Here is a 26,590-nt window from a genome sequence, read left to right on the forward strand (position 1 = left end):
GGGGATGGAATATCATGGATTCCAGCAAGCCTCGTCACGCGCTGAATGCAAGCGTTGGCACTGACCAGGCCGATTACCTCCACGGAGAACTGATGCACATCTTGTTGGTTGAAGACGATAGCCACACAGCCGACTATGCCGCCCGGGGTTTCAAGGAAGCGGGTCATGTGGTTGACGTTCTGGAGAATGGTCGGGAGGCCATGATCCAGTGTCTGCAGGCGGAATATGATGTGCTGGTGGTGGATCGAATGCTGCCGGGACTGGATGGCTTGTCACTGGTGAAGAGCCTGCGAGCCTCGGGTAACAAGACGCCGGTGATCTTTCTGACCGCCGTGTCCGGTGTCGATGACCGGGTTGCGGGGCTGGAAGCGGGTGCCGACGATTATCTGACCAAGCCTTTTGCGTTTTCGGAGCTGCTGGCTCGGGTCAATGCCCTGGCTCGACGCCCGGCAGCGTCTGTGGAAACGACCCATCTGCAAGTGGCCGATCTGCATCTGGATCTGTTGTCCAGAACGGCTCGACGGGCCGATCAGGATATCGAGCTACAGCCGCGCGAATTCACCCTGCTGGAGGTGCTGATGCGCAATGAGGGGCGAGTCGTGAGTCGTACCATGTTGCTCGAACAGGTGTGGGACTTTCATTTCGATCCCAAGACCAGTGTTGTAGAGACGCATATCAGTCGTCTGCGCAGCAAGATAGACAAACCTTTCCCGGAGCCTTTGCTGCACACGGTGCGCAATCTGGGTTACAGCATGCACGCCCCACGTTGACAGCGTGGCGCCCAGCGCCGCAGTCGCGTAAATCCGGGCTGCGGAAGGAGACGGGAATCAGTTGATGGCAGCGACATCGGACAATACGGTAGCAGGTGGCAAGGTTCGTTCTCTGGCGAATGCCATCGGCAACTCTCTGGGCAGTTCCTGTCCGGGGCGGGGCATCACCTGCCCGGAAGAATCGACCACTGCGATCCCTGTCCAGACAGATTCACTGAGTGCTCGGCTGCAGGGTCGTTTGTTTCAGCGATTCGGACTGCTGCGCAGCATTTCCTTTCGCATGGGCTTCCTGTTCTGGTTGCTGTTCACCCTGTGCTTTGGTGGCGGTGCCTACATGGTCTACACGACCTTGCAGGATCGGGTGCTCGAGCGGATCGACAAGTCCATCGAGGGGCGCTTTGCGGACATGCAGGATGTCTACGAAACCATTGGCATCGAGGCTGTCGTGAAGATGGCCGATGCGCGCAGCAACCTGCCGATGGTGTCGTCAATGGGTTTTCATCTTTCGAATGCCGAGGGTGAGCGAGTGGCAGGCAATCTGCCGGTGTGCCAGGCCAGCTCGGGCTGGGAGATACTCACCGGTGAAGATCTGGGGCTGGAAGGTGACAACAGCCAGTACCGCTTCTATACCGGCAATATCGGTGATTTCGAGCTCTCGATGGGAAAGAGCCTCGATGACCTGGTCGAGCTGCGCAAGATCACACTGTCCTGTCTGCTGTGGACATCCCTGTTGTCCACACTGCTGGCTTTTGTGGTCGGGGGGTACTTTGCACGGAGTACCCACAAACGGGTGGGCCGCATATCAGCTTCACTGGATGCCGTCGGCAAGGGCAATCTGCGTGCGCGTCTGCCTGTCAGTTGTGCCGGTGACGACGTCGACCAACTGTCCGAGAAGATCAACGGCTCACTGGAGCGTCTTGAACACACGGTCAACGGTATGCGACAGGTCAGCACCGATATTGCGCATGACTTGAAAACACCGCTCAACCGGCTGTATATCGGCCTTGAAGAGGCAGCCAGCAAGAGTCGCTCGGGTGCCTGTGTCGGGCAGGAGCTCGATGAAGCGCTGGAAGAAACCCAGGCAATCAACGCAACCTTCGAAGCGCTGCTGCGAATAGCTCAGATCGAGGCCGGAGCACGCAAGTCGCAGTTCAGGCATTTTGATCTGGCCAATGTGCTGGAGACCGCGGCCGAGGTGTATTCGCCCGTTGTCGATGAGCATTGCCAGGAGTTGATCATGGACATGCCGACGGGGCAGTCGTTGCCGATGTTCGGTGACAGGCAGCTGCTACTGCAACTGGTGGTCAATCTGATCGAAAACGCAGTACATCATTGTTCCGACAATACCGTCATACGATTGAGTGCCGGTGAAGAGGGTGGCATCGTCTGGTTTCGGGTGGCCGATTCAGGGCCGGGGATACCTGCCGCTGAGCGAGAGAAGGTATTCCAGCGCCTGTATCGGCTCGAACGCAGCCGTACGACTCGTGGTACCGGGCTTGGCTTGAGCCTGGTCAAGGCCATATCGGATCTGCATTGTGGCCGTATCGCCATGGATGACAATGAGCCGGGGCTGGCAGTGACGGTCCGTTTTGATCGAAACTGCCCCAGTGACGCTCAGTGACGCTCAGTGACGCTCAGTGACGCTCAGTGACGCTCAGTGACGCTCAGTGACTAGCGGTGATGGTTGCTGATGGGCCTTCACCGACATCAAAGGTCGGCTGCCAATTCGTAACTGGCATCCACATGCACCGGAAAATTCAGTGAACGTGCTATGAAGCAGTACTGGTGAATGAGACCATGTACGGCATCGGCCTGCTGACAGTCCGAACCGGCTGACAGGCGGATACGTGGATGCAAGGTGGCAGACAGAAAACGCCCCGCCCCGTTCGGACTTGTTTCTCCGACCCCCACCGGATTGTCGACATAACCCTGCACGACGATGCCCTGGTTGCTGGCCAGGTGCAGATACCAGAGCATGTGACAGGCGGAAACCGTCGTCAGTAGCAGATCTTCCGGATTGTGGCGATCGGGATCACCGCCCAGGAGCGGATCATTGGAACAGTGAACGGTCGGTTTCCCCGGGGTGGAGATGTCCCAGCTGCGCTGATAGGCGTGATAGCTGCTGGTGCCCTGTCCGGTATTGCCGGTCCATTCGATTCGGGCGGTGTAGTCGTGTTGGCGCGGTGAGTCAGACTTGGGAGTGGGCATGGTGGGGCGGTTCCGGGGCAAATGCGTGGACGGAAACCCAGCGTACCCCGACTGGTACCGAATTTCAGTGGCTGGGGAAGGAGCCTCCGGGCAGCGGCATGGTCCGGATTCGCGCTGTCCCATGGTTCATGTGAGCGAATCTGCATGCAGTGCAGGGGTAGCTCATTGAGGGAGGCAAAAAAAAGCCGCCCCTGATCGAGCCGGGGGCGGCCTCTTTTTCCTTTATTCCGGCCTGACGCTACAGGCGTCAAGCGTTCGGATTGGTGCGAGATCAGGCAGCCATCAGATGGGTCTTGATCTTCTTCATCGCAGCCTTCTCGATCTGGCGAATGCGCTCGGCAGATACGCCATATTCATCGGCTAGTTCATGCAGAGTCGACTTCTCGTCTTCCAGCCAGCGACGCTGCAGGATCGTACGACTACGCTCATCCAGAATTTCGAATCCGGCGGCCAGACCCTCGTGAGAGTTGTTTCGACCGTCTTCGCGCTCCAGAATCATGGATGGATCATCCTGTTCCTGAAAGAGCGATTCGGAAGGAGACAGGCTCACACGATCTTCGCTGGCACCCGGAGGTGCATCGAAGGCACTGTCATGCCCGTGCATGCGTGATTCCATCTCGACAACGACTTTCTCGTCAACACCGAGATCCTTGGCCACGGCCTCTACTTCTTCCTGGCTGAACCAGTTCAGTTGCTTCTTGGCGCTACGCAGCTTGAAGAACAGTTTCCGCTGTGACTTGGTGGTTGCCACCTTCACGATGCGCCAGTTACGAATGACGTACTCGTGAATTTCGGCACGAATCCAGTGAACGGCGAAAGAAATCAGGCGCACACCGACATCGGGGTCGAATCGCTTGACCGCCTTCATCAGGCCGATATTGCCTTCCTGGACCAGATCGGCCATTGGCAGACCATAGCCCTTGTACGTGCGCGCGATATGAACCACGAAGCGAAGCTGCGACATGACCAACTGACGCGCAGCGTCCAGATCCTCATCATCTCTCAGGCGGCGCGCCAGCTTCTGCTCTTCCTCGACGGACAGCAGATCGATATTGGCGATTTTCGCAAGATAGCTGTTCAGGTCATCAGCAATGACCGGGATGGTCATGGCTGTGTTCTTGTTAGCAGTCAGGGCGTTACTCATTAGATATTTCTCCAACAACCGTCGGGACGGCGTTATCTTAGCACTCGACAGTTATGAGTGCTAAATAGCGGCAAGGTTCCGGTCTTATTTACACACTCTGACCGTTACCTGCCGATTTGTTTCTTGATGCTTATTCTTACGAAAACAAGGACTTGTCAGATCAACTGCCGTTTGATCCACGGTGAGTCAGTTGCTGTGATGGTCGGTACATGCTGGACAGTGCTCCCACGATTCCCAGTGCAATGGATACAGCGAGAACGATGCCTATCTGGGAGGCCGTGGGATGACTCAACCGAAAGGTACTCTCATACAAGGATGACAGGTCATCGGCGGGCTGCTTGATCGCATTGAATGCAATAACGGCAATAATGCTGGCCACAACGCCGCCCAGCAGTCCATAGAGTGCTCCAATATACAGAATGGGCCGGTTCATGAAGAAACTGCCGGCTCCCAGAAGGCTGGCGACCTCCATTTCACTGCGTCGGCGCAACAGCTCCAGGCGAATCGTATTACCAATGACCAACAGTGCCGTCAGCGTCAGGAAGAGTGCCAACAGGCCGCCTACCAGCTGTATCAGGGAAACCACGGCCTGCAGACGGCGTATCCACCGAAGATCGAATTGCACGCGTTCCACGGCTTCGTTCTGGCGCAGCGTCGCTGCCAGCGACTCGACCGCACCGGCCCGCAATATATTGCCATCTGGAAAGACGATGATCGCACCGGGCAGAGGATTGCTGCCCAGCGCATCAATGGCCGCGCCGATATCGCTGTTTTCCCGAAACACGGCCAAGGCTTCGTCACGGCTGATGTAGCGCGTATCGCGTACCCCTTCCATGGAGGCCCATTGCACCGCCAGTGCAGCCCCGTCCAGATCACTGACACTCTCCTGCAGGTAGGCCGTCAGGCTTTCACCATCGATACTGCGGCTGCTCAGCTGTTGCAGGGCGCTGCTGGCAAACAGCAGCATGACGGGTAGCGCCAGGGTGATGCCCAGAACGAGCAGAGTGATGAGACTGGCGAACTTGTGGCGTTTGAGTTGCCGCAGGCTCTGAGCCAGGGCATAACCTCGCTTGGTGTAGGTCCAGCGAGGACCGGCGGCATTGGCAGCTTGTTCAATACTCATGACTGCATGTGTCTCGCAGACTGTCGAAGATGGCTCAAGACGTCGTCACCCCTTGCCCGGGTTCTGCCGGTTCCGCGGCGAGGCAGCCTCGTCAGCATTCTGAGGCGCGCTGGTGAGCTTGCCCTGATGCAACTGCAGTCGCGGGTAGCGGAAGGTGTCCAGCAGGCTCTGATCGTGGGTGGCAAACAGGACGGTCACTCCCGAGGCGTTGAACTGCATGAACAGCTGCATGATTTCTGCGCTGATGTCCGGGTCAAGATTGCCGGTGGGTTCGTCCGCCAGCAGCAATTTGGGACGCGCCACGATGGCCCGGGCTATGCCGATGCGCTGCTGCTCGCCGCCGGAGAGCACTTGCGGATTCTCGAGAGCCTTGTCGGCGAGGCCGACGCGATTGAGTGCCGCGCCGACACGTGTCTTGATATCACTGTATCGATAGCCGCCGATGATCAGTGGAAAGGCGACATTGTCGAAGACACTGCGATCGAGCAGCAGCTGATTGTCCTGGAAAACGATCCCCATCTGCTGACGCAGCGCCGGTTCCTGCCGGGGGCGCAACTGACTGTAATGGATGTTGCCGACCTGAATATCGCCACTGCTGGGCCGTTCCAGGCGTGCCACGAGTCTCAGCAGGGAGCTCTTGCCGGCACCGGAATGTCCGGTCAGAAAGGTGAACGAGCCCGCACTGAGTGTGAAGCTCACATCCTGCAGGGCGAAACGCCCCGGAAGATACTCCAGACTGACGTGCTCGAAGGCAATCACGAGATGCTGACCAGCGCATTGACATAGCGTTCGGCTTCGAACACTTCCAGATCTTCCACTTTTTCACCCACACCGATGAAACGGATGGGCAGTCCGAGTTGCTCGGCAATGGCGAAGATGACTCCCCCCTTGGCCGTGCCGTCGAGTTTGGTGACCACCATGCCGGTCAATTGCATGGCCTCATGAAACTGCCGGGCCTGGTTGAGTGCGTTCTGACCGGTTCCGCCATCGAGTACGATCAGGGTTTCATGTGGCGCCGTCGGGTCGATCTTGCCGATCACGCGCTTGACCTTCTGCAGTTCCTCCATCAGGTTGTTCTGCGTGTGCAGACGTCCGGCGGTATCGGCAATCAATACATCGATGCCACGTGCCTTGGCTGACTGGACCGCATCGAAAATGACCGAGGCCGAGTCCGCACCGGTACCCTGGGCGATGACCGGTACCTGGTTTCTTTCTCCCCAGGTCTGCAACTGCTCCACGGCCGCTGCCCGGAACGTGTCGCCAGCGGCCAGCATGACGCTCTTGCCGCCATCCTGCAGCTGTTTGGCAAGCTTGCCGATGGTGGTTGTCTTGCCCGAGCCATTCACACCGACCACCAGGATCACGAAGGGTGAGTCGCTGTCGGGAATCTCCAGGGGCTGCTCCACCGGCAGCAGCAGGCGGGTGAGCTCCTTTTGCAACGCCAGGCGAAGGGCTTCCGAATCGCCGACCTCCGAGCGATTGACCTGCTGGTTCAGCGAGGCCATGACTCGTGAGGTGGCATCCATGCCGACATCGGCCATGATGAGCTGGCTTTCCAGTTCTTCCAGCAGGTCGGCATCAATCGGCTTGTTGCCGAGCATGAAGTCGAGCAGATTGTCGCGAAACCTGGAGCGCGTGCGAGAAAGCTTTGCATCGAGGGGTGCATCGCTCTCGGGAGCCTGCTCACGCTGTGATTTTTGTCGTTTGAGAAAACTGAATATGCCCATCGCTGGTCTGCTGACGTTCCTGAATGGAGGGAGTGTCTTGAGTTTCGTCTGTACCGGGCTGCCTGTACGTCGGTATCATGGCAAGTTTCCGGCTCGCGCAACATCCTACCACCGTGACCCCACCTTCAAACCGTAGTAGAAACCCGCGTCAGGGCAAGTCTGATCGCAAGGGCAACCGTAACTCGGCTGGCCAGGTACGCATCATTGCCGGAGAGTGGCGTGGCCGCAAGCTGGCGGTGGCCGACGTGGAAGGATTGCGACCCACTGGCGATCGTGTCAGGGAGACCCTGTTCAACTGGTTGCAGCCTCTGGTGGCCGGCAGTCGCTGTCTGGATCTGTTCGCGGGCAGCGGTGCATTGGGGTACGAAGCCCTGTCTCGCCATGCCACCTCCGTCACGCTGGTGGAGCCGAACGGCAGGGCCCATGCCGTCCTGCAGCAGTCCGCGGAAGTTCTCGGGGTACCGAAAAGCCGGGCACGACTGGTTCAGGGGAGTGCCGAACAGTTTCTGTCGGGTAATCGAGACAGGTATGACATCGTCTTCATCGACCCGCCATTCGATTACGAGCTGCAGTGGGATACTCTGGCGGTGCTGGCATCGGGCCATGTGACGGACAACGCTCATGTCTATATCGAATCGCCAACCGTGCAGGCCATGCCGGAACAGTTGCCGGGTGGATTTTGTGTCCACAGGGAAAAGGTATTTGGTGACGTGCATGCGCGTTTACTGGCCCGAAAAGACATAATGTGATCTCGGAGGCGATCTGTGGCATTGCACCACGGGATTAATTGCCTCACACTCGATTGTTCGATCCGTAGGGGCACCTGAATGCGCGTAACTGCCGTATACCCTGGTACTTTCGACCCAATGACTGTCGGGCACATCGATGTTGCACGCCGTGCCAGCCGCATGTTTGACGATGTCATTGTCGCCGTTGCTGCCAGCACCTCGAAAAGTCCGTTCTTCTCGCTCGAAGAGCGAGTGGACATGGCGACCACCATTCTGGAGGAGCTGGAAAACGTTACCGTGCAATCTTTCGGCGGCTTGCTGGTGGACTACGCTGCTGAAGTGGGCAGCAAGGTGATCGTCAGAGGCTTGCGTGCCATCTCGGATTTCGAATACGAAGTGCAGATCGCCGGCGTCAACCGGCATCTGGATCCGGAAATAGAAACGGTATTCATCGCGGCTTCTCAGGAATACACCTTTCTGTCGTCGAGTATCGTGCGCGAGATCGCCCGCATGCATGGGGATGTCAGCGAATTCGTTCATCCGGTGGTCATCGAGTCGTTTTCGCGTCGCCACCACCGGGCCTTGCATGAGGGAAACGCGTAGTGGCCTTGCTGATTACCGACGAATGCATCAACTGTGACGTCTGCGAGCCGGAATGTCCCAACGATGCCATCTATCAGGGTGAAGAGATCTACGAGATTCATTTCCACCTGTGTACCGAGTGCGTCGGACACCATGACGAATCCCAGTGCGTGGTGGTGTGCCCGGTCGAGTGCATCATCGTCGACACCAGCAAGCCCGAGTCCCGGGACGATCTGCGTCTCAAGTACGAAGGTCTGATGCGTTCTGCCTGAGGCGTTTGTCCGTCGTATCCCGACGGGGGGCAAGCGCGCCGCTGTTGCCGCGTCGAGATGCCGGATGGCAGTCGACAGCAGCCGGTCGCGTGCGGCTACCCGGTATTCACATTGGCGCGATAGCGCCATTTCAGCGGTTGGACCATGACTTCAAGGCTTGCTCTGTTTACCTTTGGAACGCTGATGGACCCGGATGTGCTGGGTCTGGTCGCTCAGCAGGATCTCGCGACCCTGGTGCGTGAAGCGGCTACCGTGCCCGATCATGTCAGGCGTTGGGTGCTGGATGATCACTATCCGGTTCTGGTGCCCCGGCCTGGTAGCCGCACTGCCGGCCTCGTCATCCGTGGTCTGCAGGAAGAAGCCATGCGTCGCATCGAATTCTTCGAAGGGAACGAGTTCAGTCTGCGCACTCTGCGCATTGAAAATGCCCTGGGACATCTGGAAGAGGTCAGCTACTTTGCAGACAACCAGCGGCATGACATCAGCGATGAGGAATGGTCGCTGGAGCAATGGCAAACGACAACCAAACCGGACACCATGTTGCGTGTCGAACGCTACATGGGCTGTTACGGGAAGATGACGACGACCGAGGCCGACGCGTACTGGTAACGTCGAGGGCGACGAGCCGCTGGCCAGCAGGCAGAAATCAGTAGCCTGTGAATGAGCAGCGAGGCTGACAGCTGAATACCATGAGTCGTAAGCCGCGAACCGCGAACCGTGAATCGTGAATCGTGAATCGTGAACCGTCCACCGTCCACCGTCCACCGCCTACCGCCTACCGCCTACCGCCTACCGCCTACCGCCTACCGCCTACCGCCTACCGCCTACCGCTTGCCGCTTGCCACCCACTGCCTACCGCTTGGGCCTGTCGCACATCACGAATCGCTAGCCACCGATACTGTTGCTTCGCTGATCTGACGTCGGATCAAAGCGACTTTCGGCAGTCCTGTTTTCGATGAATTTCATGAATAATATGTCAGACTAATGGGGTGCGGGTTATCAGCCAGTGCCTCGCATATGGACACTGCATGGTGTTGCGCTGATTGCCGGTGTAACGCCTGAATCAGGCGCGGACAGGGGATCTTCAGGCCACCCGTTCGACAGGAACCGGGAGGAGCCCGACAAATGATGGAGAACCTCGCACAGATCCTCATGCTGCTGAGTGTGGCTGTGACCGTGGTCGTTGCGTTTCAGCACTTTCATATTCCAACCAGTATCGGTTATCTGCTGGTGGGCCTGATTCTCGGCCCGCATACCATCGGCCCCACGTTCAACGTGCCGGAATTCAAGACGCTGGCAGAATTCGGCGTCGTGTTTCTGCTGTTCACCATTGGCCTGAACTACTCCTTGCCACAGCTGCATGCACTGCGCCACCAGGTGCTGGGTCTGGGGACGGCACAGGTGATGCTCGTGACCATCGTGGTGACGCTGGTATTGTGGCTGGCCGGTCTGCCAGCCAGCGCGGCTTTCGTGATTGGCGCGGTGTTCGCCCAGTCTTCCTCGACCATCATCAGCAGTCAGCTGACTGAGCAGGGCGAACAGAGCAGCCCGCATGGGCGCCTCGGTCTGGCAATGTCCGTCTTCCAGGATGTCACGGCAGTCCCGTTTCTGGTCGTCATACCGGTGTTGGGTACGGCGGTGGGCAATCTCGAGCTGGCCGGGGCTCTGGGTTGGGCCGTTGGCAAGGCCGTACTGGCCTTCGCACTGGTATTCTTTGCCGGACGCTGGTTGCTGCGACCGCTGTTCCAGCTGGTTACCCGACGACGGTCTGCCGAGGTGCTGACCCTGGCGGTGTTGCTGGTTGCCTTGCTGGCCGCCTGGACGACCAGTACGCTGGGTCTGTCCCTGGCCTTCGGTGCGTTTCTGGTCGGCATGATGCTGGGGGAGACCGAGTTTCGTTATCAGGTCGAGTCCACGATACGCCCGTTCCGTGATGTCTTGCTGGGACTGTTTTTCGTGGGTATCGGGACACTGATAGATCCGGGTGTGCTGCCCGACATCTGGCATTGGGCTGTGTTGGGGGCCGTACTCATTCTTGCCAGCAAACTGCTGCTGGTAACCGCGATGGTGCGCATGAGCGGCATCGTCACGCAGACGGCCTGGCGCGTGGGCTTGTTACTGGCCGTGGGTGGGGAGTTCGGTTTTGCCCTGCTGGCCATTGCGCTGCAGGCTGATGTGATCGATGTGCGTCTGGGGCAGATTGCACTGGCATCCGTGTTCTTCTCGATGGTCGCCGGCTCGTTTCTGATTCGTTTCAATCAGGCAATTGCAGCGTGTCTGGGTGGCGCTCGGCACGTTGAACCCACAGACCTGCCGGCAGCACTGGACACGGTTGAACCGCGTGTACTGATCGGTGGTTATGGCCGTGTCGGTCACACGATAGCCGTGATGCTGGAGGACAGTGGCATTGCCTTCATGGCACTGGATACCGATATGAAACGGGTGGCTCAGGGGCAGGCGGATGGTCATCAGGTGGTCTATGGTGACATCAGTGATCCCGAACTTCTGGTGGCAATCCAGGCCGAGCGCGCCGCACTTCTGGTACTCAGTGTTGATGATTTCGCGGTGGCCTTGCAGGCCGTGACGCACATGCGCAGCGCGGCGCCACATGTACCGATCATTGCACGTGCGCGCGATCTCGAGTCGAGTTCCCGCTTGCTGGCAGCGGGTGCTGCACATGCTTATCCGGAAACGATTGAAGCGAGTTTGCGTCTAGGTGCGTTCGCTCTGAAGGTGCTTCGCGTGCCGGGCAATGATATCGATCTGCTGATGCAGGCGGTCAGGGATCGGGATTACGAGCCTGTTCTGGAAGAAGACGATACCGGGAAAGAAGGGTCAGAGCCGTCGGGAAAGGGCCAGAGCAGTAGTGAGTGACGAGGAGCCGGGCGATGCTTCCGGCCAACCGGAATCGCGGGTGGCAGGGTTTGCCGTCCTTCATCCGGTTTGCCTGAAACGGCGATCTGCCTGTTCATGCAACAGGGCAGTCATGTCGTGCACGTTCAATGGTCGGGCCAGATAGTAGCCCTGTGCCATATCGCATTGCCGGCTTTTCAGAAAATCCAGTTCGCTTTGCTGCTCGACCCCCTCGGCCACGACCTGCATCTTCAGGCCATCAGCCAGCATCAGAATGGCCGATACGATCTTTTCATTGGGTGAGCCGATCGTCAGATTGGTCATGAAGCTGCGATCGATTTTCAGGGTATCAACCGGCATGGTGGCAATGGTGGACAGGGAAGAGTAGCCGGTGCCGAAGTCGTCCATGGCAATGGCTATGCCACTGGCCCGCAGATCGCTCAAGGTGTTGAACATCTCTTGTGGCGATTCGATGATGCAGCTTTCTGTCAGTTCCAGCTCGAGCGCACTGGCAGGCATGTCGTATCGTTTCAGGACCTCATCGACCAACTGCTGGATGTTACCGCAGGCGAATTGCCGGGCAGAGACATTGACGGCGATGTGTTTCAATTCAATACCGCTGTTCTGCCACTGCTTCCACTGACGACAGGCCTCATCGAGGACCCACGCACCGATCTTGTCGATCAGATCGCGTTCCTCTGCAATTGCTATGAATACATCCGGTGGAATCATGCCTCTATCGGGATGCTGCCAGCGCAACAGCGCCTCGGCTCCCACGATCTCCATGCCATCGACGCAATACTGAGGCTGGTAAACGAGAGAGAGCTGCTCTTTCGGCATGGCCTGCCTCAGATCCAGCTCCAGTTGCAGGCGATCTTCGAGCATCTGCTGGATATCACTGCCATAAGTCCGGTAGTTGTTCTTGTTGAGGCGTTTGGCTTCATACATGGCTGCATCAGCACACTTCACCAGGTCGTCCACATTGTCTGCATGGGTTGGATACTGCGCAATGCCGATGCTGGTACTCACGACAAATTCGTGTTCGTTCAGGGAAATCGGTCTGGCCATGGCGTCCAGAATGCGGGCTGCGGCGGCCTCACCTTCATTGCCGTTATCAGAATGCGGTAGCAGTACGATGAATTCATCGCCACCCATTCGCGCAACGGTATTGTTCTCAGGGCGTGAGGTATGGACACAGTCAGCGCCAGGGGCCGTCTCGGCAAGGCAGTTCAGCAGTCTTTCGCTGACGGTCTCCAGCAGCCTGTCACCGGCCTTGTGTCCCTGTGTATCGTTGATGCGCTTGAAATCGTCCAGATCGAGAAACAATACGCACAGCCCGTGACCCTGTTCCCTTGCCTCCTGGATTCTCAGCTCGGCCATCTGGTTGAACAGGCGCCGGTTTGCCAGCCCTGTCAGAGCATCACGGTAGGCCAGAGTCTCGATCTGCGAGTGGGAGTCCTGCAATTCACTCATGGACAGTTGCAGTCGTTCACTGGTTTCCTTGAAGGCTCTGGACAGATCGCCAATCTCATCGCGTCGTTGCACATCCATGCAGGCATGGGTATTGTCAGGCGGTTCGCGACCGATCGACATGGCGAGATGGCGAAGTCTGATCAGAGGGCGCATGACGAAAAATCGCAATAGTGTGAAAAACGTGGCGATGCCCATGAAGGTGCTGACTGCCGAGACGATCGTCAGCTGATCGGAAAACTCGACGTAGCTGTCCTGCACTGCCGACTCCGGTAACAATGCAACCATGGATAGATTGTCCGTCAGCGGCTTGCGAGTGATGATCGTGGGAACGCCTCGGTAGAGCGCATTGTCGATCTTGCCGGAAGCCGATACTGTGCTGGCATCCTGCATTAGCTCCCTGTCCACGTTGCCGATCAGAGACCGGTCGGCATGCAGGATGATCTGCCCCTTGTCATCGACTGCCGACCAGAATATTTCCCTGCTGATGGATTCGAAGGCTGTACTCAGAGCCAGGTGCTCGGAGTGAGCTTCCTGAAATCGTGCGACAGCGTTCCGCAGCTGTTCCTGCGGGGCGCGAGCCTGTGAGTTCTGCTCGCTGGCAGAGGCATGGGCGCGCTCTGACGGCATACCCGCCAACAGGCTTGCATCGGCATTTGCCGTGGTAATGAATTGCCTGAACTGAAGATCGGCCAGATCCAGTGCAAGGTTCATCTCTGTCAGCAGTTGACGGCTGGTCCTGTCGTGCAGCCCGGCGTTGGTAAAGAGGTAGATCAGAACGAGCGACAGTATTGCGCACGGTGCAACGAACAGAAGAAGTTTTGCTTGTAATCGCATTGTGTGGATATCTGTTACTGATGCATCGAACAGCCTCAATGAGTATGCCCTCGGAGCCAGCCCTGGCACCCGACCTTGCGCAGATTCTGACACTCTCCATGGGGCGGCAAGAACCGGTTGCAATGTCGATTCACGGCATTCGAGAATATCAGTGTGCCAATCCGGTTGTGGATTCCCGGACACGGAGAGTGACAACCTTGTAGGGGGTATCGGCGGATTGCAGCAGAAAAAGACTGAATTCGGATGACAAGATACCGTCAACAGGTTACGCCTGTCGTGAGGCACGCCCGGTTGCCGTCGATGAGGGCGAGCCGGCATCTCTGCGCCAACTTGTATACTGGTAAAGAGAAGCCGCAGTCCATCAATCGGTGGTTCAGTTTGGCGCTTCGGTCTGGAACAGGGGAAACATGCCATGACATTCGACGACGAGCTGACAGGTGATGCCGGCTTGCTGGCGCTTTGCAGCACCGCAGACATGCGCGCCCTGCGCGCAGCAGTGGGTCAAGCGGGCCTGATGGGCGAGAGCATTGCTGCCATGGTGTCACGCATGAGCCCGCATCTCGGATCCACCAGCGACATTCCGGGGCATGGTGAGGCGGGTGGTTACGCGCATAACCAGCACCAGTTCAACTGCCGGGCGTGCGAAGAGGCAGGCACACTGTATCAGTTGACGGGAGAGCAGGGCTACGCGGACTTCGCCGTCGACCTGCTGCAACGCTATGCAGACTGCTATCTGAATCTGGGGTTCCAGAAAGCCAGAAACACCAATCCACCGGGCCGGATATTTCACCAGATTCTCAACGAGAACATGTGGCTGTTGTCGATGTCGATCGGCTACGGCAGCGTCAGACATGGCCTGTCGCAGGCGCAACGGTCTCACATCGAGAGTCGCCTGTTGCGCCCTGTCGTGGACATGATGACGCAGCGTTATGCCCATGACTTCGGCACCATTCACAATCATGGCCTGTGGAGTGTGGCGGCAGTAGGCACCTGCGGTCTGGTCATCGGTGATGAAGGCTATGTGGCGCAGGCTGTCAATGGATTGCAGGGTGATGCTGTTGCGGGTGGCTACCTGGCCGAGATCGCCCAGTTGTTTGCACCGTCGGGCTATTACATCGAGGGACCCTACTATCATCGCTTTGCGTTGCGGCCACTGGTGGTCTTCGCCGAAGCCCTGCACACACACCGTCCGGAACTGGACATCTACAACGTATGCGAACAGCGTATCGGCACCACGATCAAGGCCCTGCTGTCACTGGTATATCCGAATGGTCGCCTGCCGGCCCTGAACGATGCATCACTGAGCATGGGCATTCAGGACGAAGGTCTGCTCATTGCCGCCAGCGTCTATAACGCGCGCTACGGTGATGACCCTGCCGTGCATGCACTGGCGCGGCAGCAGGGCCAGGTCTGGGTTCATCCGAGCGGCCTGGCACTGGCGGCAGAGGCAGATCGGCTGGCTGAGGGCACCCTGCCGTTCTGGCCGAGTGTATTGCTCGGCGAAGGGCCGAATGGCGACAGGGGGGCGCAAGGTTTTCTGCGAGCCAGGGCCGCGGATGGTGATATCAGTCAGGTATCGATGAATCATGGTCAGCATGGCATGGATCACGGACACTTCGATACGCTTGGCATCACCCTGTTCAATCGTGGTGACGAGGTATTGCGGGAATACGGCTTTGCCCGCTGGCTCAATGTCGAGCCCAAGTTCGGTGGACGCTACCTGCCCGAAAACAAGAGCTGGGCACGCCAGACACTGGCACACAACTGTGTCGTCGTCGATCGGCAATCACAGAATGCAGCGGAACTGCAGCGCGCGGACGCTGTGCACGGTTTGCCGCATTTCTTCGTTGATGCAAGACCGGTGCAGGGGATGAGTGCCTTTGCCAACGACCACTACCCTGGCGTGGGCATGCAACGGACTGTCTTGCTGATAGAGGACGAGAGCTTGAAAACGCCCCTGCTTGTCGACCTGTTTCGTCTGAGCAGCGACTCGGAGCACGATTATGATTACCCCTTGCAGTATTCAGGGCAGATCTGCGATACGAACCTGACCCTGGAACCCGGTCTGACCCAGTGGTCGGTTTTGGGGCAGTCCGGTGGTTATGAACACCTGATGGGGACGGCGCGGGCCGGTGTCACCAGCCCGACTCGTATCACCTGGTTGCAAGGGCAGCGCTTCAATACCTGGCTCAGCGCTGCGGATCAGGGCGAGCTGGTGTTTGCCCAGCTCGGCGGCAATGATCCATCGTTCAACCTGCGCCGCGAAACGACGCTGTTGCTGCGTCAGCGTGGCAGCAGTCATCTGTTTGCATCGGCCTTTGAAACGCATGGATTTTTCGATGAAGCAACCGAACGCTGTTCGGGGGCGCGAGGTGAAATCGATGCGATACGAACGCTCGGGCATGACGATAGTGCCAGTGTGATCGAGCTGCAAGGCGAACGATTTCACCGGGTGATCATGGTCAGCAATCGGCCCGATGTCAGGTCCGACAGCGTGAACGAGGTCAGCTTCGCTGGCCAGACCTATCGCTGGACCGGCTTCTTCGCCTGTCAGCCGGTCTGATGCAGTGGCGCCTGCACGGGCACCAGTTCACTGCATTCTGCCTTGTGCACCAGAGCCAGTGAGGCGATGGCACAGCTGCACAGACAGATCGACAGGGGGATCAGCGTCTGGTCGTAGAAGTGTCCGCTGGTCATGGATACCACAACTGCCACGGCGCTGGAGACCGAGGCGATGACCGAAGCTCCGACACCGGCGACGGCGCCCAACGGTTCCATCGCCATGGCGCCCAGATTGCCGAACAGGATTCCGATGGCGAACAGGCTGCCACTGAACAGCAGCATGAAAACCATCAGTGAGGGTGCGCCGCCAAGAGCCGTGGAGAAGCCGAGCAGCAGCGCACCGCTGGCCACCATGCCGATCAGCGCCAGTTTCGAGAGCCGGTACATGCCCAGACGCATGACCAGTCTGCTGTTGGTGAGAGTGGCGATTCCCATGCCCAGTGCCAACAGGGCAAAGAGTGTCGTGAAATAGCTTCCGACAGCATAGATATCGTGGAAAATCGACGCTGCGATCCCGTAGTAGCTGGTCAGACAGCCGAACATCAGCCCGGCGGCGATCGTGGGCGGCATGACACGCGGATTGGCGCAGATTCGCAGCGCGGTTGCCAGTGTCTGACCCCACAGAAACGGCCTGCGATGCTGCAAGGGCAGGGGCTCTGGCTGACGCAGACACAACCAGAGTGCGCCAACCGTTGCCAGCACGCAATAGGCAATGAAGATGGTACGCCAGCTGCCGAGCAACATGACGAGCTCGCCAAGCGCTGGCGCCAGCATGGGAACCATGATCAGCACGGTCAGGATGATCGACATGGCACGAGCCATCGAGGCCCCCTCGTAACGATCCCGAATGGCAGCGCGTGAGCCGATCTTGGGGCCTGCAACGCCGACTCCCTGGATGAAGCGTGCCAGCAGCAATGTCTTGAGATCCTGCGCCGTGACGGCAAGCACAGCGCCGCTCACGAAAATGGCAATGCCCAACAGGATGGCGAACTTGCGCCCACGAGCGTCGGACAACGGGCCAAACACCGGTTCCCCGACCGCCATGCCCAGTACCAGCGCTGAAATGATCAGATGCACATCGCTATCGGCACCGTTGGACAACTCCCGGGCGATGATCGGCATGCCGGCGATGATGGCGTCGATGCTCAGCGCTGTCAGCGACGTCAGGAAGCCGAACAGCGCAATGAATTCGACTTCGCTGGTCTGTCGTACTGGCATGGGCGGGGTATGTCCAGTCTGGGGAGGCGGGGGGACAGGGTATTGTAACGTGCAGTGTGTCGAGGACACACTGCCTTGCCTTGCCTTGCCTTGCCTTGCCTTGCCTTGCCTTGCCTTGCCTTGCCTTGCCTTGCCTTGCCTTGCCTTGCCGGTCAGTGCGGGGCTGGCACGCCGGCATGCTGTCTGCCTGCAGCCCGGTCAGTCACTGCTTCGCTGAGGACTGCCCTGAGCAGGGACCGGCTCCGGGAGTCTGGCGACGATGATGGCCGACAGTGCGATGAAAAAGGCCGAAACCCAGAGACAGGCGGTCAGGCCGTCGCGCTGATACAGCCAGCCTGAGAGCACCGTACCGACGAGCCGGCCCATGGCATTGGCCATGTAGTAGAAACCGACGTCCAGTGACACGCCATCACGCTTGGCACTCTTGACGATCAGAAAGCTGTGCAATGAGGAGTTGATGGCGAACAGCACACCGAAGACAAGCAGGCCGAGAACCAGTGTGTATTCGGTCTGGATGTCCGCGCCGATTGCCAGTGCGATGCCGGCGGGTACCAGTGCCAGCAGCGCTGCCCAGAAGAATGCTCCCTGTCCGTCCGTACGGTTTGCCGTGGATCGACCGGTCAGTCGTGGCGCAATGGTCTGCACGAGCCCGTAGCCAATGACCCACAGGGCCAGATACCCACCCACGGTCCAGTGATCCCAGCCGAGCGTCAGGCTCAGATAGACCGGTAGAGCAACGACGAACCAGACATCCCTGGCGCCGAACAGAAAGAGGCGCGCGGCGGACAGAATGTTGATCGTCGGGCTTTTCGAGAACATGGCGGTGAAAGGCGGCTTGTCGCGTGCCTTGCCCAGATCTCGGCCCAGGGTCATCAGACTGACAATCCAGACCACTGCCAGCGCTGCCGCCATGATCAGCATGGCACCACGAAAACCCACGAGGCTCAACAGTGCACCACCGAGAAAGAACCCGACGCCCTTGAGGGTATTCTTGGAGCCGGTCAGCAGTGCCACCCAGGTATACAGGCGTCCGTGATCTCCATCCGGAACCAGCAGCTTGATGGAGCTCTTGGCGCTCATCTTGTTCAGATCCTTGGCGATTCCGGAGAGCGCCTGTGCCGCCATCACCCAGGCCACACTCAGTGCGCTGACTGGAACCAACAGCATCGACAGAGCGATAATCTGCAGGCCCAGGCCGATGTTCATGGTCCGGTTGAGCCCCAGTCTGGCTCCCAGCCAGCCACCGATGAGATTGGTGACAACCCCGAAGATCTCGTAGAACAGAAACAGCATGGCAATCTGTAGCGGTGAATAGCCCAGATCGTGAAAATGCAGGACCACCAGCATGCGCAGCGCGCCGTCGGTCAGCGTGAAGGCCCAGTAATTGCCGGTGACGATGCCGTATTGCCGGATGGGCTCGGGCAATTGCTTCCAGGATTGCATGCTTGCTGTGTCTCTCAGTTCTGATCGAGACGACCAACCAGTTGTGCCAGTTCCACTGTGCGATTGGCATAACCGAATTCGTTGTCATACCAGGCATAGATCTTGACGTGGGTGTCATTGACCACCATGGTCGATGCGGCATCGATGATGCTGGAGCGAGGGTCGCCCTTGTAGTCTATGGAGACCAGAGGCCTCTCCTCGAAGCCGAGAATGCCGGCGAGTTCCTGCTCGGCGGCCTGCTTGAGCAGTTCGTTGACTTCTTCGACACTGGTCTTGCGACTGGCGTCGAACACGAAGTCGGTCAACGAGGCATTGGCCAGAGGTACTCTGACGGCGTGGCCGTTCAATCGCCCCTCGAGTTCGGGAAAGATCCGGGTTATGGCGGTCGCCGAGCCGGTGGTAGTGGGTATCAGGCTCATGCCGCAGGCTCGGGCGCGACGCAGATCCTTGTGGGCTGCGTCGAGTATGGTTTGCGTGTTGGTCAGGTTGTGGATGGTCGTGATGGAGCCTTGCTCGATGCCGATGTGCTGGTGCATGACCTGGACGACAGGTGCCAGACTGTTGGTCGTGCACGACGCTGCAGTAACGATTCGGTGCGTGCCAGGGTCATACTGCTGGTGATTGACTCCCATGACCACATTCAGCACGGAGTCCTCTTTCACGGGCGCGGTGACCACCACTCGCTTGACCCCCTGATCCAGAAAACCCTGCAACTTCTCGGTCGTGCGCAGGGCACCCGAAGACTCGATGACGACATCGCAATCGGACCAGGGGGTGTCGGCCAGCGCCGTATGGCGAGTGCAGGCCGTATGCTGTCCGTTCACGATCAGTTGTTCACCTTCGGTGGTAACCTGCTGATCCCAGCTGCCATGTACCGAATCGAATTGCAGCAGATGGGCCAGGGTTGCTGCATCGGCAGCAGGATCATTGATACGGACGATGTCGATATCGTCTGCCTGGCTGGCAATGCGGAATGCCAGTCTGCCGATTCTGCCGAAACCGTTGATACCCAGTCGAATGCTCATGGAAATGCCTGTCGGAATGTGAAAATGAGAGGGCAGGTCGCTGTAGGTCGAGTACCTGTGTGAGTTAATATATACGCCAATCCATATGTAGATCAAATGAAGATTTGATGACAGCGAAGCTGCTCGTCCGGGGCAGGCCTTGCCGCTACACTATGCGTTCAGAAACGCCGCGTTGCGGCAGGAGATCCGATCGATGACGCCCACCAGCGTGTTCAAGTGCCTCAGTGATGAAACACGTCTGTTGTGTCTGTTGCTCATTCGTCAGGAAGGCGAATTGTGCGTGTGTGAGCTGACGGCGTCTCTGGCATTGAGCCAACCGAAGGTCTCACGACATCTGGCACAGCTCAAGTCCTGCAATCTGGTGAGGGATCGCAAGCAAGGCTTGTGGAGCTTCTACCGGGTTCATGAGGATCTGCCGGAGTGGGTGCTTACTGTGCTGGATACGACGTTGAGCGGGAATCGGTCCAGTCTGGAGTCCTGCATGGAGAATCTGCGCAGCATGGGCGAACGTCCCGAACGACTGGCCTGCTGCGACTGACGTCGCGACAGTGGCTGCAGCCGGTCCACGGTGCGTGGTTGTCACCTGTCGCAGTGGATTCGATTCTGGTAGCTACCTCATTTCTGGCACTGCTTGCAATAGAAGCTGGCCCGCTGACCGAGCACCTGATGCCGGATGGGTGAACGACAGCTGCGGCAGGGCTCGCCAGTGCGACCATAGACATTCAGCGATTGCGCAAAATAACCCGGGTTGCCATCACTGTTGATGAAGTCGCGCAAGGTCGTACCGCCTTGTTTGATGGAACGTTGCAGAACGTGCTTGATGGCATCGACCAGGGCATGAGCTTCACGACGAGTGATGCGACAGGCGGCACGCCCCGGGCGAATGCCCGCCATGAACAGGGATTCGCTGGCGTAGATGTTGCCGACACCGACCACGACCTTGCTGTTCATGATGAAATTCTTGATGCTGACCTGCCGCTTGCGCGACAGGGCGTACAGGTACTCACCATGAAAGTCGCTCGATAGCGGCTCGGGTCCCAGGTCTGCCAGCAGGGCGTGCGTCCTTTCACCGGCACTCTGCCACAGAAAGCAGCCGAACCGACGCGGGTCGTGAAAGCGCAGGATGGAGCCGGATGCCAATTCCAGTTCGATGTGATCGTGCTTGCGTCGTTCCTCGTCAGCGGGACAGATGCGCAGGCTGCCTGACATGCCCAGATGCACGATGGCCGTTCCCGCCGGCACGTCCACCAGCAGGTACTTGCCACGACGGGTCACCGATTCGACGGTGGCACCCTGCAAGGCCTGGATGTCCGCCGGCACCGGCCAGCGCAGATTGGGGTTGTGTACTCTGACCTGCAGTACGGTCTTGCCGACCAGATGAGGTTGAATGCCACGGCGCGTGGTCTCGACTTCGGGAAGTTCGGGCATCAGGGGAAGACGCTGTCGGGAAGTGACGTTCGGGGCATTATGTAGGCGCAGGCGGCGTTCTCAAAGCGCAAGGCCAGAAAATGCTGGAAATCATGAAGCGTCAGAGGGGTACGCTGTCCGGCGATATCGGCTTCCAGATGTCGCGCGGCGATGGCCGTTTCGCTGTCTGCCAGCGGCCAGCTGACGATCTGCTGCGCACTCAATGTTCTCCATTGTTCCAACGAGTCCGCTGTCAGGTTCAGCGCGGGCAGGGTCATGTCGTCGGTCGGCGATGATAGTGCGCTCAATGCGTCCAGACCCGTTGGAAAGACTTCCAGCACGGCCAGCGCGGATAGCCCACCATTGAGCATGGACAGGAGCCACTCGGGCACGAATTCCACGCGTTCGCCTCGCTGCAGATAACGACGCTCTCCTGACAGATCGGTGCCGCCGAGAACCAGACGCTGTTCATCGAGATACACCACTGCGGCAGGGTCGAGCAGGCCGGCCGCATCCAGATCCACTTCGGAGCTCGCGTATCCGTGGGCTGCGGGTGCCAGGGCGTCGAGCAGTGGCTGCAATCGCTGATCATTGACCGGCAGGGGACAGGGCTCGACAATACGCCACTGTTCGTCTTCCTGCCTGGTCAATGCAATGGTGGCGAATCCGGGGCGCTCGATGCGCAGGCTCTGACCCGAGTAGGCAATTGCCTGCGTCTGTCGAGACGAGTGCTGGTCGGACCACCAGACGAAAGCGATGAGACACAGCAAGACGACCAGCAACAAGCAGCCGGTGTACAGGAGACGTTGAATCTTCTGCGAATGTGTCAGCGAAGGTCCAGGCATGAGTGAGGTGTCATTTGGACGATACCGGTTCGGATCTACTGATCCGCTGGCCGTGTGCCCACTCTATCACCTGCGTCGTCGCCAGCGTACGATCACGGCGATCAGCAGCAGCAGAGCCGGTAGCGCGGCCAGATAGGTCGTGCTGATGATGACGATGCTGCGATTGTCCAGTTGCAATTCGCTATCGAGTGCCTTGTGAGTCACGAACTCCAGAGCATCGGCTTCACCGGTCAGCCACAACAACAATGACTCTGTAAAGGCCTTGTTGCCGCCGTTGTCGAGAAACTGCGAAGCGGCAAAATCGGCATCACCCAGTACAGCGATACGCTGTGTCCCCTGCGCCCGCGGCCGCTCGATGCTGACGCCGAGCAGCAGTGGGCCGGCCACCTCGGTGGTGTCGGCATCAAACTGGATGGCCCCCGACAGTACCCCGGTTTCCGTCCAGCTCGAGGCCGGAGTCTGCAACAGAGGCAATGTTTCCTGACCGGCCAGTGGTGTGACCGACAGGGCAGAGGCCTGGGGCAGCAGGATGGGGCTGGTCAATCTGTCGGTCACGGGGTGAGCCGGGAATCGGTCGAGCAGTACGAAGTCCGGTGACTGGGCATTGAGCGCCTGACTGTTGCTGTCGATCACTCTGCCGGGCAGCGTATCGACACCCAGCTGGTCTGCCAGCAACTGCAAGCCTGGTCCGGCTGGTGCATCGTTCGGCACCTCGCTGAGCCACAGCAGGTTGCCACCGCGCAGCAGATAATCGTTGAGGCTGGCGATTTCTCCCGGGAAATAGGGGCGTCTGGGGGCTGCCAGCACGACAAGGTCGATATCATCGGACAGTCGCGGCTGACTCACCAGGCTCACTTCGCGGCTGACCAGACCAATGGCCTGGAGGTCTGTGGCCATTCGGCTCCAGCCATCGTTGTCGCCGCGTACCGGACTGCGCTCCTCATGACCTGTGATGAAGACGATATCGCGCTCGCCTTCGCGATTGAGCAGACGCAGACTGTCGACCAGGGTTCGTTCAGAGAGCGTTTGCAGGCGTTGCTCTCGACCGGCTGTTCGCAATATGAGTTCACCGCCCGGTGCTGCATCCAGGGCCCGTGCTGCGGCCGGATCGGTTTCGGGATTGATGAATTGCAGCTGCAGATCCGGCTTGATGGCCTGAAAGCGGGACACCAGTGCCCGGACACCGGCCTGTTGCGCAGGATCGGGACCCAGTACCGCGATCAGTTCCACCGGCTTGTCCAGAGACTGCAGAACATCCACGGTCGCCGGCGCAAGACTGTGGCGTTCGTTGGCCGTGACGTCAAAGGCGGTACTGAAACGTTGAGTAAGCCATCCCAGCGAGAGCACGATGCCCAGCAGCAGCAGCCCCAGTGCGAGATGCAATCTGGAACCGTTCATGGGTGTCCCTTCTGTCGGAGTGAATCCAGACGGATGATGGTCAGCCCGAGAAACAGCAGGGTCGTCAGCAGGAAGAAGGCTATGTCGCGAGTCTGCACATAACCCTGAAAGAAGCCGTGCAGGTGTGTGGCAATGGACAGTTCCGTCAGTCCCTGCAATGGCAGAGTGCCGCTGCTGGCGCTGCCGAGCATCCAGGACATGAAGAGCAAGGCCAGGCTGGCCACGATGGCAATCAGGGAGTGGCGGGTCAGTGACGAGAAGTACAGGCCGCAGGCAGCACAGGCCGCGGTGCACAGCATCAGCCCGACACTCGCTGACAGCAGCAATGGCCAGTCAACCGGAATCAGCAGTTGCATGACGCCCAGCATGCCGATGGCGAGAACCACATTCAGCAACAGCACGAAGAACACACCCAGAAACTTGCCCAGTGTCAGTGAGACAGCGCTGACCGGTGAGGATTGCCACAGTGCATAGGTCTGGTGACGAAACTCATCACTGAAACTGCGCATGGCGAACAGGGGCGCTACCAGGGTGAAAGCCAGTGCCAGCGGTTCCAGATAGCGCACACTCATGAAGCCGGTCAGGCCGACAGGGTGATCCTGCAGGGCCAGTCGCGCCTGTACCGACAGGAACACTTCGAGTTGTTTCAGAAACTGAAAACCGAAGAGGCCGGCCAGCAGGGCCATGATGAGCCATACCTGCATGCTGCGCAGCAGACTGGCACCTTCATGGCGAGCAATGATGCCGATCATGACGTCGCCTCCTGAAAAACGGCCGCCAGGTCGTCGCCACTGCAGGGGCGATCCGCGACCAGCCGACCGGAATGAATGATGGCGACCCGATTGCAGGTGGCGGTCACCTCGGCCAGCAGGTGCGTGGAGAAAATGAGGGTCTGATCCCTGCCGACGTCGGCTATCAGCTGTCGCATGCCGTCCATCTGCTGTGGATCCAGTCCATTGGCAGGTTCGTCGAGCAGGACGACAGCCGGTTCATGTATCAGGGCCTGCGCCAGCCCGATGCGCTGGCGAAAACCCTTGGACAGCGTGCCGATGATTCTGTGCTGCACATCCCCCAGGGCACATTGCTCGATGATCTGCGACAGGCGCAATGTTGTTCTCCGCCGATCCAGACCGCGAATGCGACCGGTCAGCGTCAGGTATTCGCGGACTCGCATGTCGTCATACAGCGGTGGCTGATCGGGTAGATAGCCGATCTGAGCGCGAGCCTGCAACGGGGCCTCGGTCAGTGACAGACCATTGACATGAACGCTGCCGGAATCCGGTACCAGCACGCCGCAAAGCAGTCGCAGGGTGGTGGACTTGCCGGCACCATTGAGTCCCAGCAGGCCAATGATATCGCCGCGTCGCAGGCTCAATGAAATATCGTCGACGCCAGTCCCGCCGGCATGACGCAGACTCAATGACTGCGCCTCGAGCAGAGGCGAGCTGATGTCGTCCGGCAGCGTATTGCCTGTCTGTGCGGAATCGGTTGTGTGCAGAGCCATGTCCTGAGGTCAGTCGGAGCCAGAGTATAGAAGAGTGTTGGAGCAAGCTTTGCATCTGCAGCAGTTATGCCGCTTTGCCATTGTCGAGGTCTGGGACAGGAATGGCGGGCGATAGTTGCTCATTGCATGCCCTTGAGACAGCAATGCATGCGGAGCAGTCACCGTTCATCGGACGCGTCACCCCATTGACGAATGGATTGTGTAAGGTGTCCGCAACATTGATTTTTCGAGAGGTAGTGAGTTTGTTTCTACTAGGTTTCTGGGATGTATCTCTCTGGACGCTGGTGGCATGGACGGCAATCAGCTGTCATGTCACGCTACTGTCGGTGACAGTCTATCTGCATCGCAGCCAGGCACATCGCTCCGTCGATCTGCATCCCGTACTACAACACTTCTTCCGCTTCTGGCTCTGGTTGACAACCGGCATGAACACCAGGGAGTGGGTGTCGGTGCATCGCAAGCATCATGCGCGGTGCGAAGGTCCGGAAGATCCGCACAGCCCGCAGATCCACGGTCTCAAGAAGGTGTTGCTGGAAGGCGCCGAGCTGTACCGGGAGGCCGCTGCCGACAAGGACGTACTGGACAAGTTCGGATTCGGAACGCCGGATGACTGGCTGGAGCGAAACCTCTACTCCCGATTCCCGATAGGGGGCGTTGCCCTGCTTGCCGTGACCGAATTCCTGCTGTTCGGTCTGGCCGGCATCGCTGTCTTTGCCATTCAGATGCTGTGTGTGCCGGTACTGGCGGCCGGTGTCATCAACGGACTGGCGCACTTCTGGGGCTACCGCAATTTCGAAACCGACGACGCAGCCACCAACCTGACTCCCATTGCCGCCCTTATCTGCGGTGAGGAACTGCACAACAATCATCATGCCTACCCCTCTTCGGCGCGTTTTTCCCTGCGTCGCTGGGAACTGGATCTGGGCTGGGTCTACCTGCGCCTGTTCAGTTTCCTGGGGTTGGCAAGAATTCGTCGCGTGGCCCCGCGGCCCCGATTCGATGCCGACAAGACCGTCATGGACATGGACACGGTGAAGGCCATCATTTCCAGTCGTCTGCATGTCATGGAAAGCTATGCACGCAAGGTCGTGAAACCGACCCATGCCATCGAGTTGAAAGCCTCAGTCGAGAATCGTCGTACCTTGAGTGAAGCGGGGCGGGACCTGCTGAAGGTGGATCATCTGCTGGATGAGGCGGCACGTGTGCGGGTTGCGGCCGCCCTGTCTACCAGCGAATCCCTCAAGACTGTCTACGAGCTGCAGAATCAGCTGCAGGAGATCTGGCACAAGGCGGGTGCCAGTCAGGAGGCCTTGCTACTCGCCCTGCAGGAGTGGTGCAGGCAGGCCGAGGCAACGGGTATCGAATGTCTGGAAGAGTTCGCCGCCAGATTGCGGGGCTATCACCTGCAACCGTTCAAGGGCTAGCTGCCGAGAACGGCTTGCCGGCATCGCGTCAGGGGTGCTTTCCCAGACGC

Annotated in this window: 25 protein-coding genes; 11 read left to right on the plus strand and 14 right to left on the minus strand. The window is 58.9% G+C overall.

The window, feature by feature from the left end:
- The first annotated feature begins 14 nt into the window (after positions 1 to 14).
- Positions 15 to 770 (plus strand): response regulator, encoded by a 756-nt coding sequence (locus ACUNV4_RS20225; RefSeq protein ID WP_430880423.1) that lies wholly within the window; start codon positions 15 to 17, stop codon positions 768 to 770.
- Between the two features lie 64 nt (positions 771 to 834).
- Complete coding sequence (locus ACUNV4_RS20230; RefSeq protein ID WP_430880424.1) at positions 835 to 2,391, plus strand: sensor histidine kinase; 1,557 nt, start codon at positions 835 to 837, stop codon at positions 2,389 to 2,391.
- An 86-nt stretch (positions 2,392 to 2,477) separates the two neighbouring features.
- On the opposite strand, the gene ACUNV4_RS20235 is transcribed toward ACUNV4_RS20230, so the two are convergent.
- The 5 genes from ACUNV4_RS20235 to ftsY all read right to left on the minus strand — a co-directional run bounded on the left by ACUNV4_RS20235 (position 2,478) and on the right by ftsY (position 6,966).
- The gene (locus ACUNV4_RS20235) at positions 2,478 to 2,978 is read right to left on the minus strand and encodes an OsmC family protein (protein ID WP_430880425.1); all 501 of its coding nucleotides are present in this window, start codon (positions 2,976 to 2,978) and stop codon (positions 2,478 to 2,480) included.
- 271 nt (positions 2,979 to 3,249) lie between these two features.
- On the minus strand, positions 3,250 to 4,122 hold the full coding sequence (gene rpoH, locus ACUNV4_RS20240) for an RNA polymerase sigma factor RpoH (RefSeq protein WP_430880426.1): 873 nt from the start codon (positions 4,120 to 4,122) through the stop codon (positions 3,250 to 3,252).
- 160 nt (positions 4,123 to 4,282) lie between these two features.
- Positions 4,283 to 5,245 (minus strand): permease-like cell division protein FtsX, encoded by a 963-nt coding sequence (gene ftsX, locus ACUNV4_RS20245; protein ID WP_430880427.1) that lies wholly within the window; start codon positions 5,243 to 5,245, stop codon positions 4,283 to 4,285.
- 45 nt (positions 5,246 to 5,290) lie between these two features.
- Entirely contained in the window at positions 5,291 to 6,004 is a 714-nt protein-coding gene (gene ftsE, locus ACUNV4_RS20250; RefSeq protein WP_430880428.1) for a cell division ATP-binding protein FtsE, read from the minus strand.
- Positions 6,001 to 6,966, minus strand: a complete 966-nt coding sequence (ftsY, locus tag ACUNV4_RS20255) for a signal recognition particle-docking protein FtsY (RefSeq protein WP_430880584.1) — start codon at positions 6,964 to 6,966, stop codon at positions 6,001 to 6,003. Before ftsY ends, ftsE begins: the two co-directional genes overlap by 4 nt.
- A 119-nt stretch (positions 6,967 to 7,085) precedes the next feature.
- Between ftsY and rsmD the strand changes: the two genes are divergently transcribed.
- From rsmD to ACUNV4_RS20280, 5 genes are all read left to right on the plus strand, one after another.
- A complete protein-coding gene (gene rsmD / locus ACUNV4_RS20260) occupies positions 7,086 to 7,721 on the plus strand; it encodes a 16S rRNA (guanine(966)-N(2))-methyltransferase RsmD (protein WP_430880429.1) in 636 nt (211 codons plus the stop codon).
- A gap of 78 nt (positions 7,722 to 7,799) precedes the next feature.
- Positions 7,800 to 8,303 carry a pantetheine-phosphate adenylyltransferase gene (gene coaD, locus ACUNV4_RS20265; RefSeq protein WP_430880430.1) on the plus strand — a complete coding sequence of 168 codons (504 nt, stop codon included), beginning with the start codon at positions 7,800 to 7,802 and terminating at the stop codon, positions 8,301 to 8,303.
- Positions 8,303 to 8,554 carry a YfhL family 4Fe-4S dicluster ferredoxin gene (locus tag ACUNV4_RS20270; RefSeq protein WP_430880431.1) on the plus strand — a complete coding sequence of 84 codons (252 nt, stop codon included), beginning with the start codon at positions 8,303 to 8,305 and terminating at the stop codon, positions 8,552 to 8,554. The genes coaD and ACUNV4_RS20270 overlap by 1 nt, the downstream gene beginning before the upstream one ends.
- Before the next feature lie 144 nt (positions 8,555 to 8,698).
- Positions 8,699 to 9,163, plus strand: coding sequence for a gamma-glutamylcyclotransferase family protein (locus tag ACUNV4_RS20275; protein ID WP_430880432.1), 465 nt, complete (start codon positions 8,699 to 8,701; stop codon positions 9,161 to 9,163).
- A 516-nt stretch (positions 9,164 to 9,679) separates the two neighbouring features.
- Positions 9,680 to 11,428 (plus strand): cation:proton antiporter domain-containing protein, encoded by a 1,749-nt coding sequence (locus ACUNV4_RS20280; RefSeq protein WP_430880433.1) that lies wholly within the window; start codon positions 9,680 to 9,682, stop codon positions 11,426 to 11,428.
- Positions 11,429 to 11,488: 60 nt separating this feature from the next.
- Here the strand turns inward: ACUNV4_RS20280 and ACUNV4_RS20285 are convergent, their stop codons facing one another.
- Positions 11,489 to 13,714 (minus strand): putative bifunctional diguanylate cyclase/phosphodiesterase, encoded by a 2,226-nt coding sequence (locus ACUNV4_RS20285; RefSeq protein ID WP_430880434.1) that lies wholly within the window; start codon positions 13,712 to 13,714, stop codon positions 11,489 to 11,491.
- 38 nt (positions 13,715 to 13,752) lie between these two features.
- On the opposite strand from ACUNV4_RS20285, the gene ACUNV4_RS20290 reads away from it, so the two are divergent.
- Positions 13,753 to 13,917, plus strand: coding sequence for a hypothetical protein (locus ACUNV4_RS20290; protein WP_430880435.1), 165 nt, complete (start codon positions 13,753 to 13,755; stop codon positions 13,915 to 13,917).
- Between the two features lie 209 nt (positions 13,918 to 14,126).
- Positions 14,127 to 16,277, plus strand: a complete 2,151-nt coding sequence (locus ACUNV4_RS20295) for a heparinase II/III domain-containing protein (RefSeq protein WP_430880436.1) — start codon at positions 14,127 to 14,129, stop codon at positions 16,275 to 16,277.
- Here the strand turns inward: ACUNV4_RS20295 and ACUNV4_RS20300 are convergent.
- From ACUNV4_RS20300 to ACUNV4_RS20310, 3 genes are all read right to left on the minus strand, one after another.
- Positions 16,265 to 17,494 carry an MFS transporter gene (locus ACUNV4_RS20300; RefSeq protein ID WP_430880437.1) on the minus strand — a complete coding sequence of 410 codons (1,230 nt, stop codon included), beginning with the start codon at positions 17,492 to 17,494 and terminating at the stop codon, positions 16,265 to 16,267. The genes ACUNV4_RS20295 and ACUNV4_RS20300 overlap by 13 nt on opposite strands.
- A gap of 198 nt (positions 17,495 to 17,692) precedes the next feature.
- Positions 17,693 to 18,937, minus strand: coding sequence for an organoarsenical effux MFS transporter ArsJ (arsJ, locus tag ACUNV4_RS20305; RefSeq protein WP_430880438.1), 1,245 nt, complete (start codon positions 18,935 to 18,937; stop codon positions 17,693 to 17,695).
- A 14-nt stretch (positions 18,938 to 18,951) separates the two neighbouring features.
- Positions 18,952 to 19,962 carry an ArsJ-associated glyceraldehyde-3-phosphate dehydrogenase gene (locus ACUNV4_RS20310; protein ID WP_430880439.1) on the minus strand — a complete coding sequence of 337 codons (1,011 nt, stop codon included), beginning with the start codon at positions 19,960 to 19,962 and terminating at the stop codon, positions 18,952 to 18,954.
- Positions 19,963 to 20,155: 193 nt separating this feature from the next.
- Between ACUNV4_RS20310 and ACUNV4_RS20315 the strand changes: the two genes are divergently transcribed.
- Positions 20,156 to 20,500, plus strand: a complete 345-nt coding sequence (locus ACUNV4_RS20315) for a metalloregulator ArsR/SmtB family transcription factor (RefSeq protein ID WP_430880440.1) — start codon at positions 20,156 to 20,158, stop codon at positions 20,498 to 20,500.
- A gap of 77 nt (positions 20,501 to 20,577) precedes the next feature.
- Here the strand turns inward: ACUNV4_RS20315 and mutM are convergent, their stop codons facing one another.
- The 5 genes from mutM to ACUNV4_RS20340 all read right to left on the minus strand — a co-directional run bounded on the left by mutM (position 20,578) and on the right by ACUNV4_RS20340 (position 25,116).
- A complete protein-coding gene (mutM, locus tag ACUNV4_RS20320; RefSeq protein WP_430880441.1) occupies positions 20,578 to 21,390 on the minus strand; it encodes a bifunctional DNA-formamidopyrimidine glycosylase/DNA-(apurinic or apyrimidinic site) lyase in 813 nt (270 codons plus the stop codon).
- Positions 21,390 to 22,214: a hypothetical protein gene (locus ACUNV4_RS20325; RefSeq protein ID WP_430880442.1), complete on the minus strand. Its 825-nt coding sequence runs from the start codon at positions 22,212 to 22,214 to the stop codon at positions 21,390 to 21,392. The genes mutM and ACUNV4_RS20325 overlap by 1 nt, the downstream gene beginning before the upstream one ends.
- A 66-nt stretch (positions 22,215 to 22,280) precedes the next feature.
- Positions 22,281 to 23,612, minus strand: coding sequence for a GldG family protein (locus tag ACUNV4_RS20330; protein WP_430880443.1), 1,332 nt, complete (start codon positions 23,610 to 23,612; stop codon positions 22,281 to 22,283).
- The gene (locus ACUNV4_RS20335; RefSeq protein WP_430880444.1) at positions 23,609 to 24,364 is read right to left on the minus strand and encodes an ABC transporter permease; all 756 of its coding nucleotides are present in this window, start codon (positions 24,362 to 24,364) and stop codon (positions 23,609 to 23,611) included. The genes ACUNV4_RS20330 and ACUNV4_RS20335 overlap by 4 nt, the downstream gene beginning before the upstream one ends.
- On the minus strand, positions 24,361 to 25,116 hold the full coding sequence (locus ACUNV4_RS20340; RefSeq protein WP_430880445.1) for an ABC transporter ATP-binding protein: 756 nt from the start codon (positions 25,114 to 25,116) through the stop codon (positions 24,361 to 24,363). The genes ACUNV4_RS20335 and ACUNV4_RS20340 overlap by 4 nt, the downstream gene beginning before the upstream one ends.
- Positions 25,117 to 25,358: 242 nt before the next feature.
- Here ACUNV4_RS20340 and ACUNV4_RS20345 point away from each other — a divergent pair, with 242 nt between their 5' ends.
- Positions 25,359 to 26,540 (plus strand): DesA family fatty acid desaturase, encoded by a 1,182-nt coding sequence (locus ACUNV4_RS20345; protein WP_430880446.1) that lies wholly within the window; start codon positions 25,359 to 25,361, stop codon positions 26,538 to 26,540.
- Positions 26,541 to 26,590 lie beyond the last annotated feature (50 nt).

Source organism: Granulosicoccus sp. 3-233 (assembly GCF_052681095.1).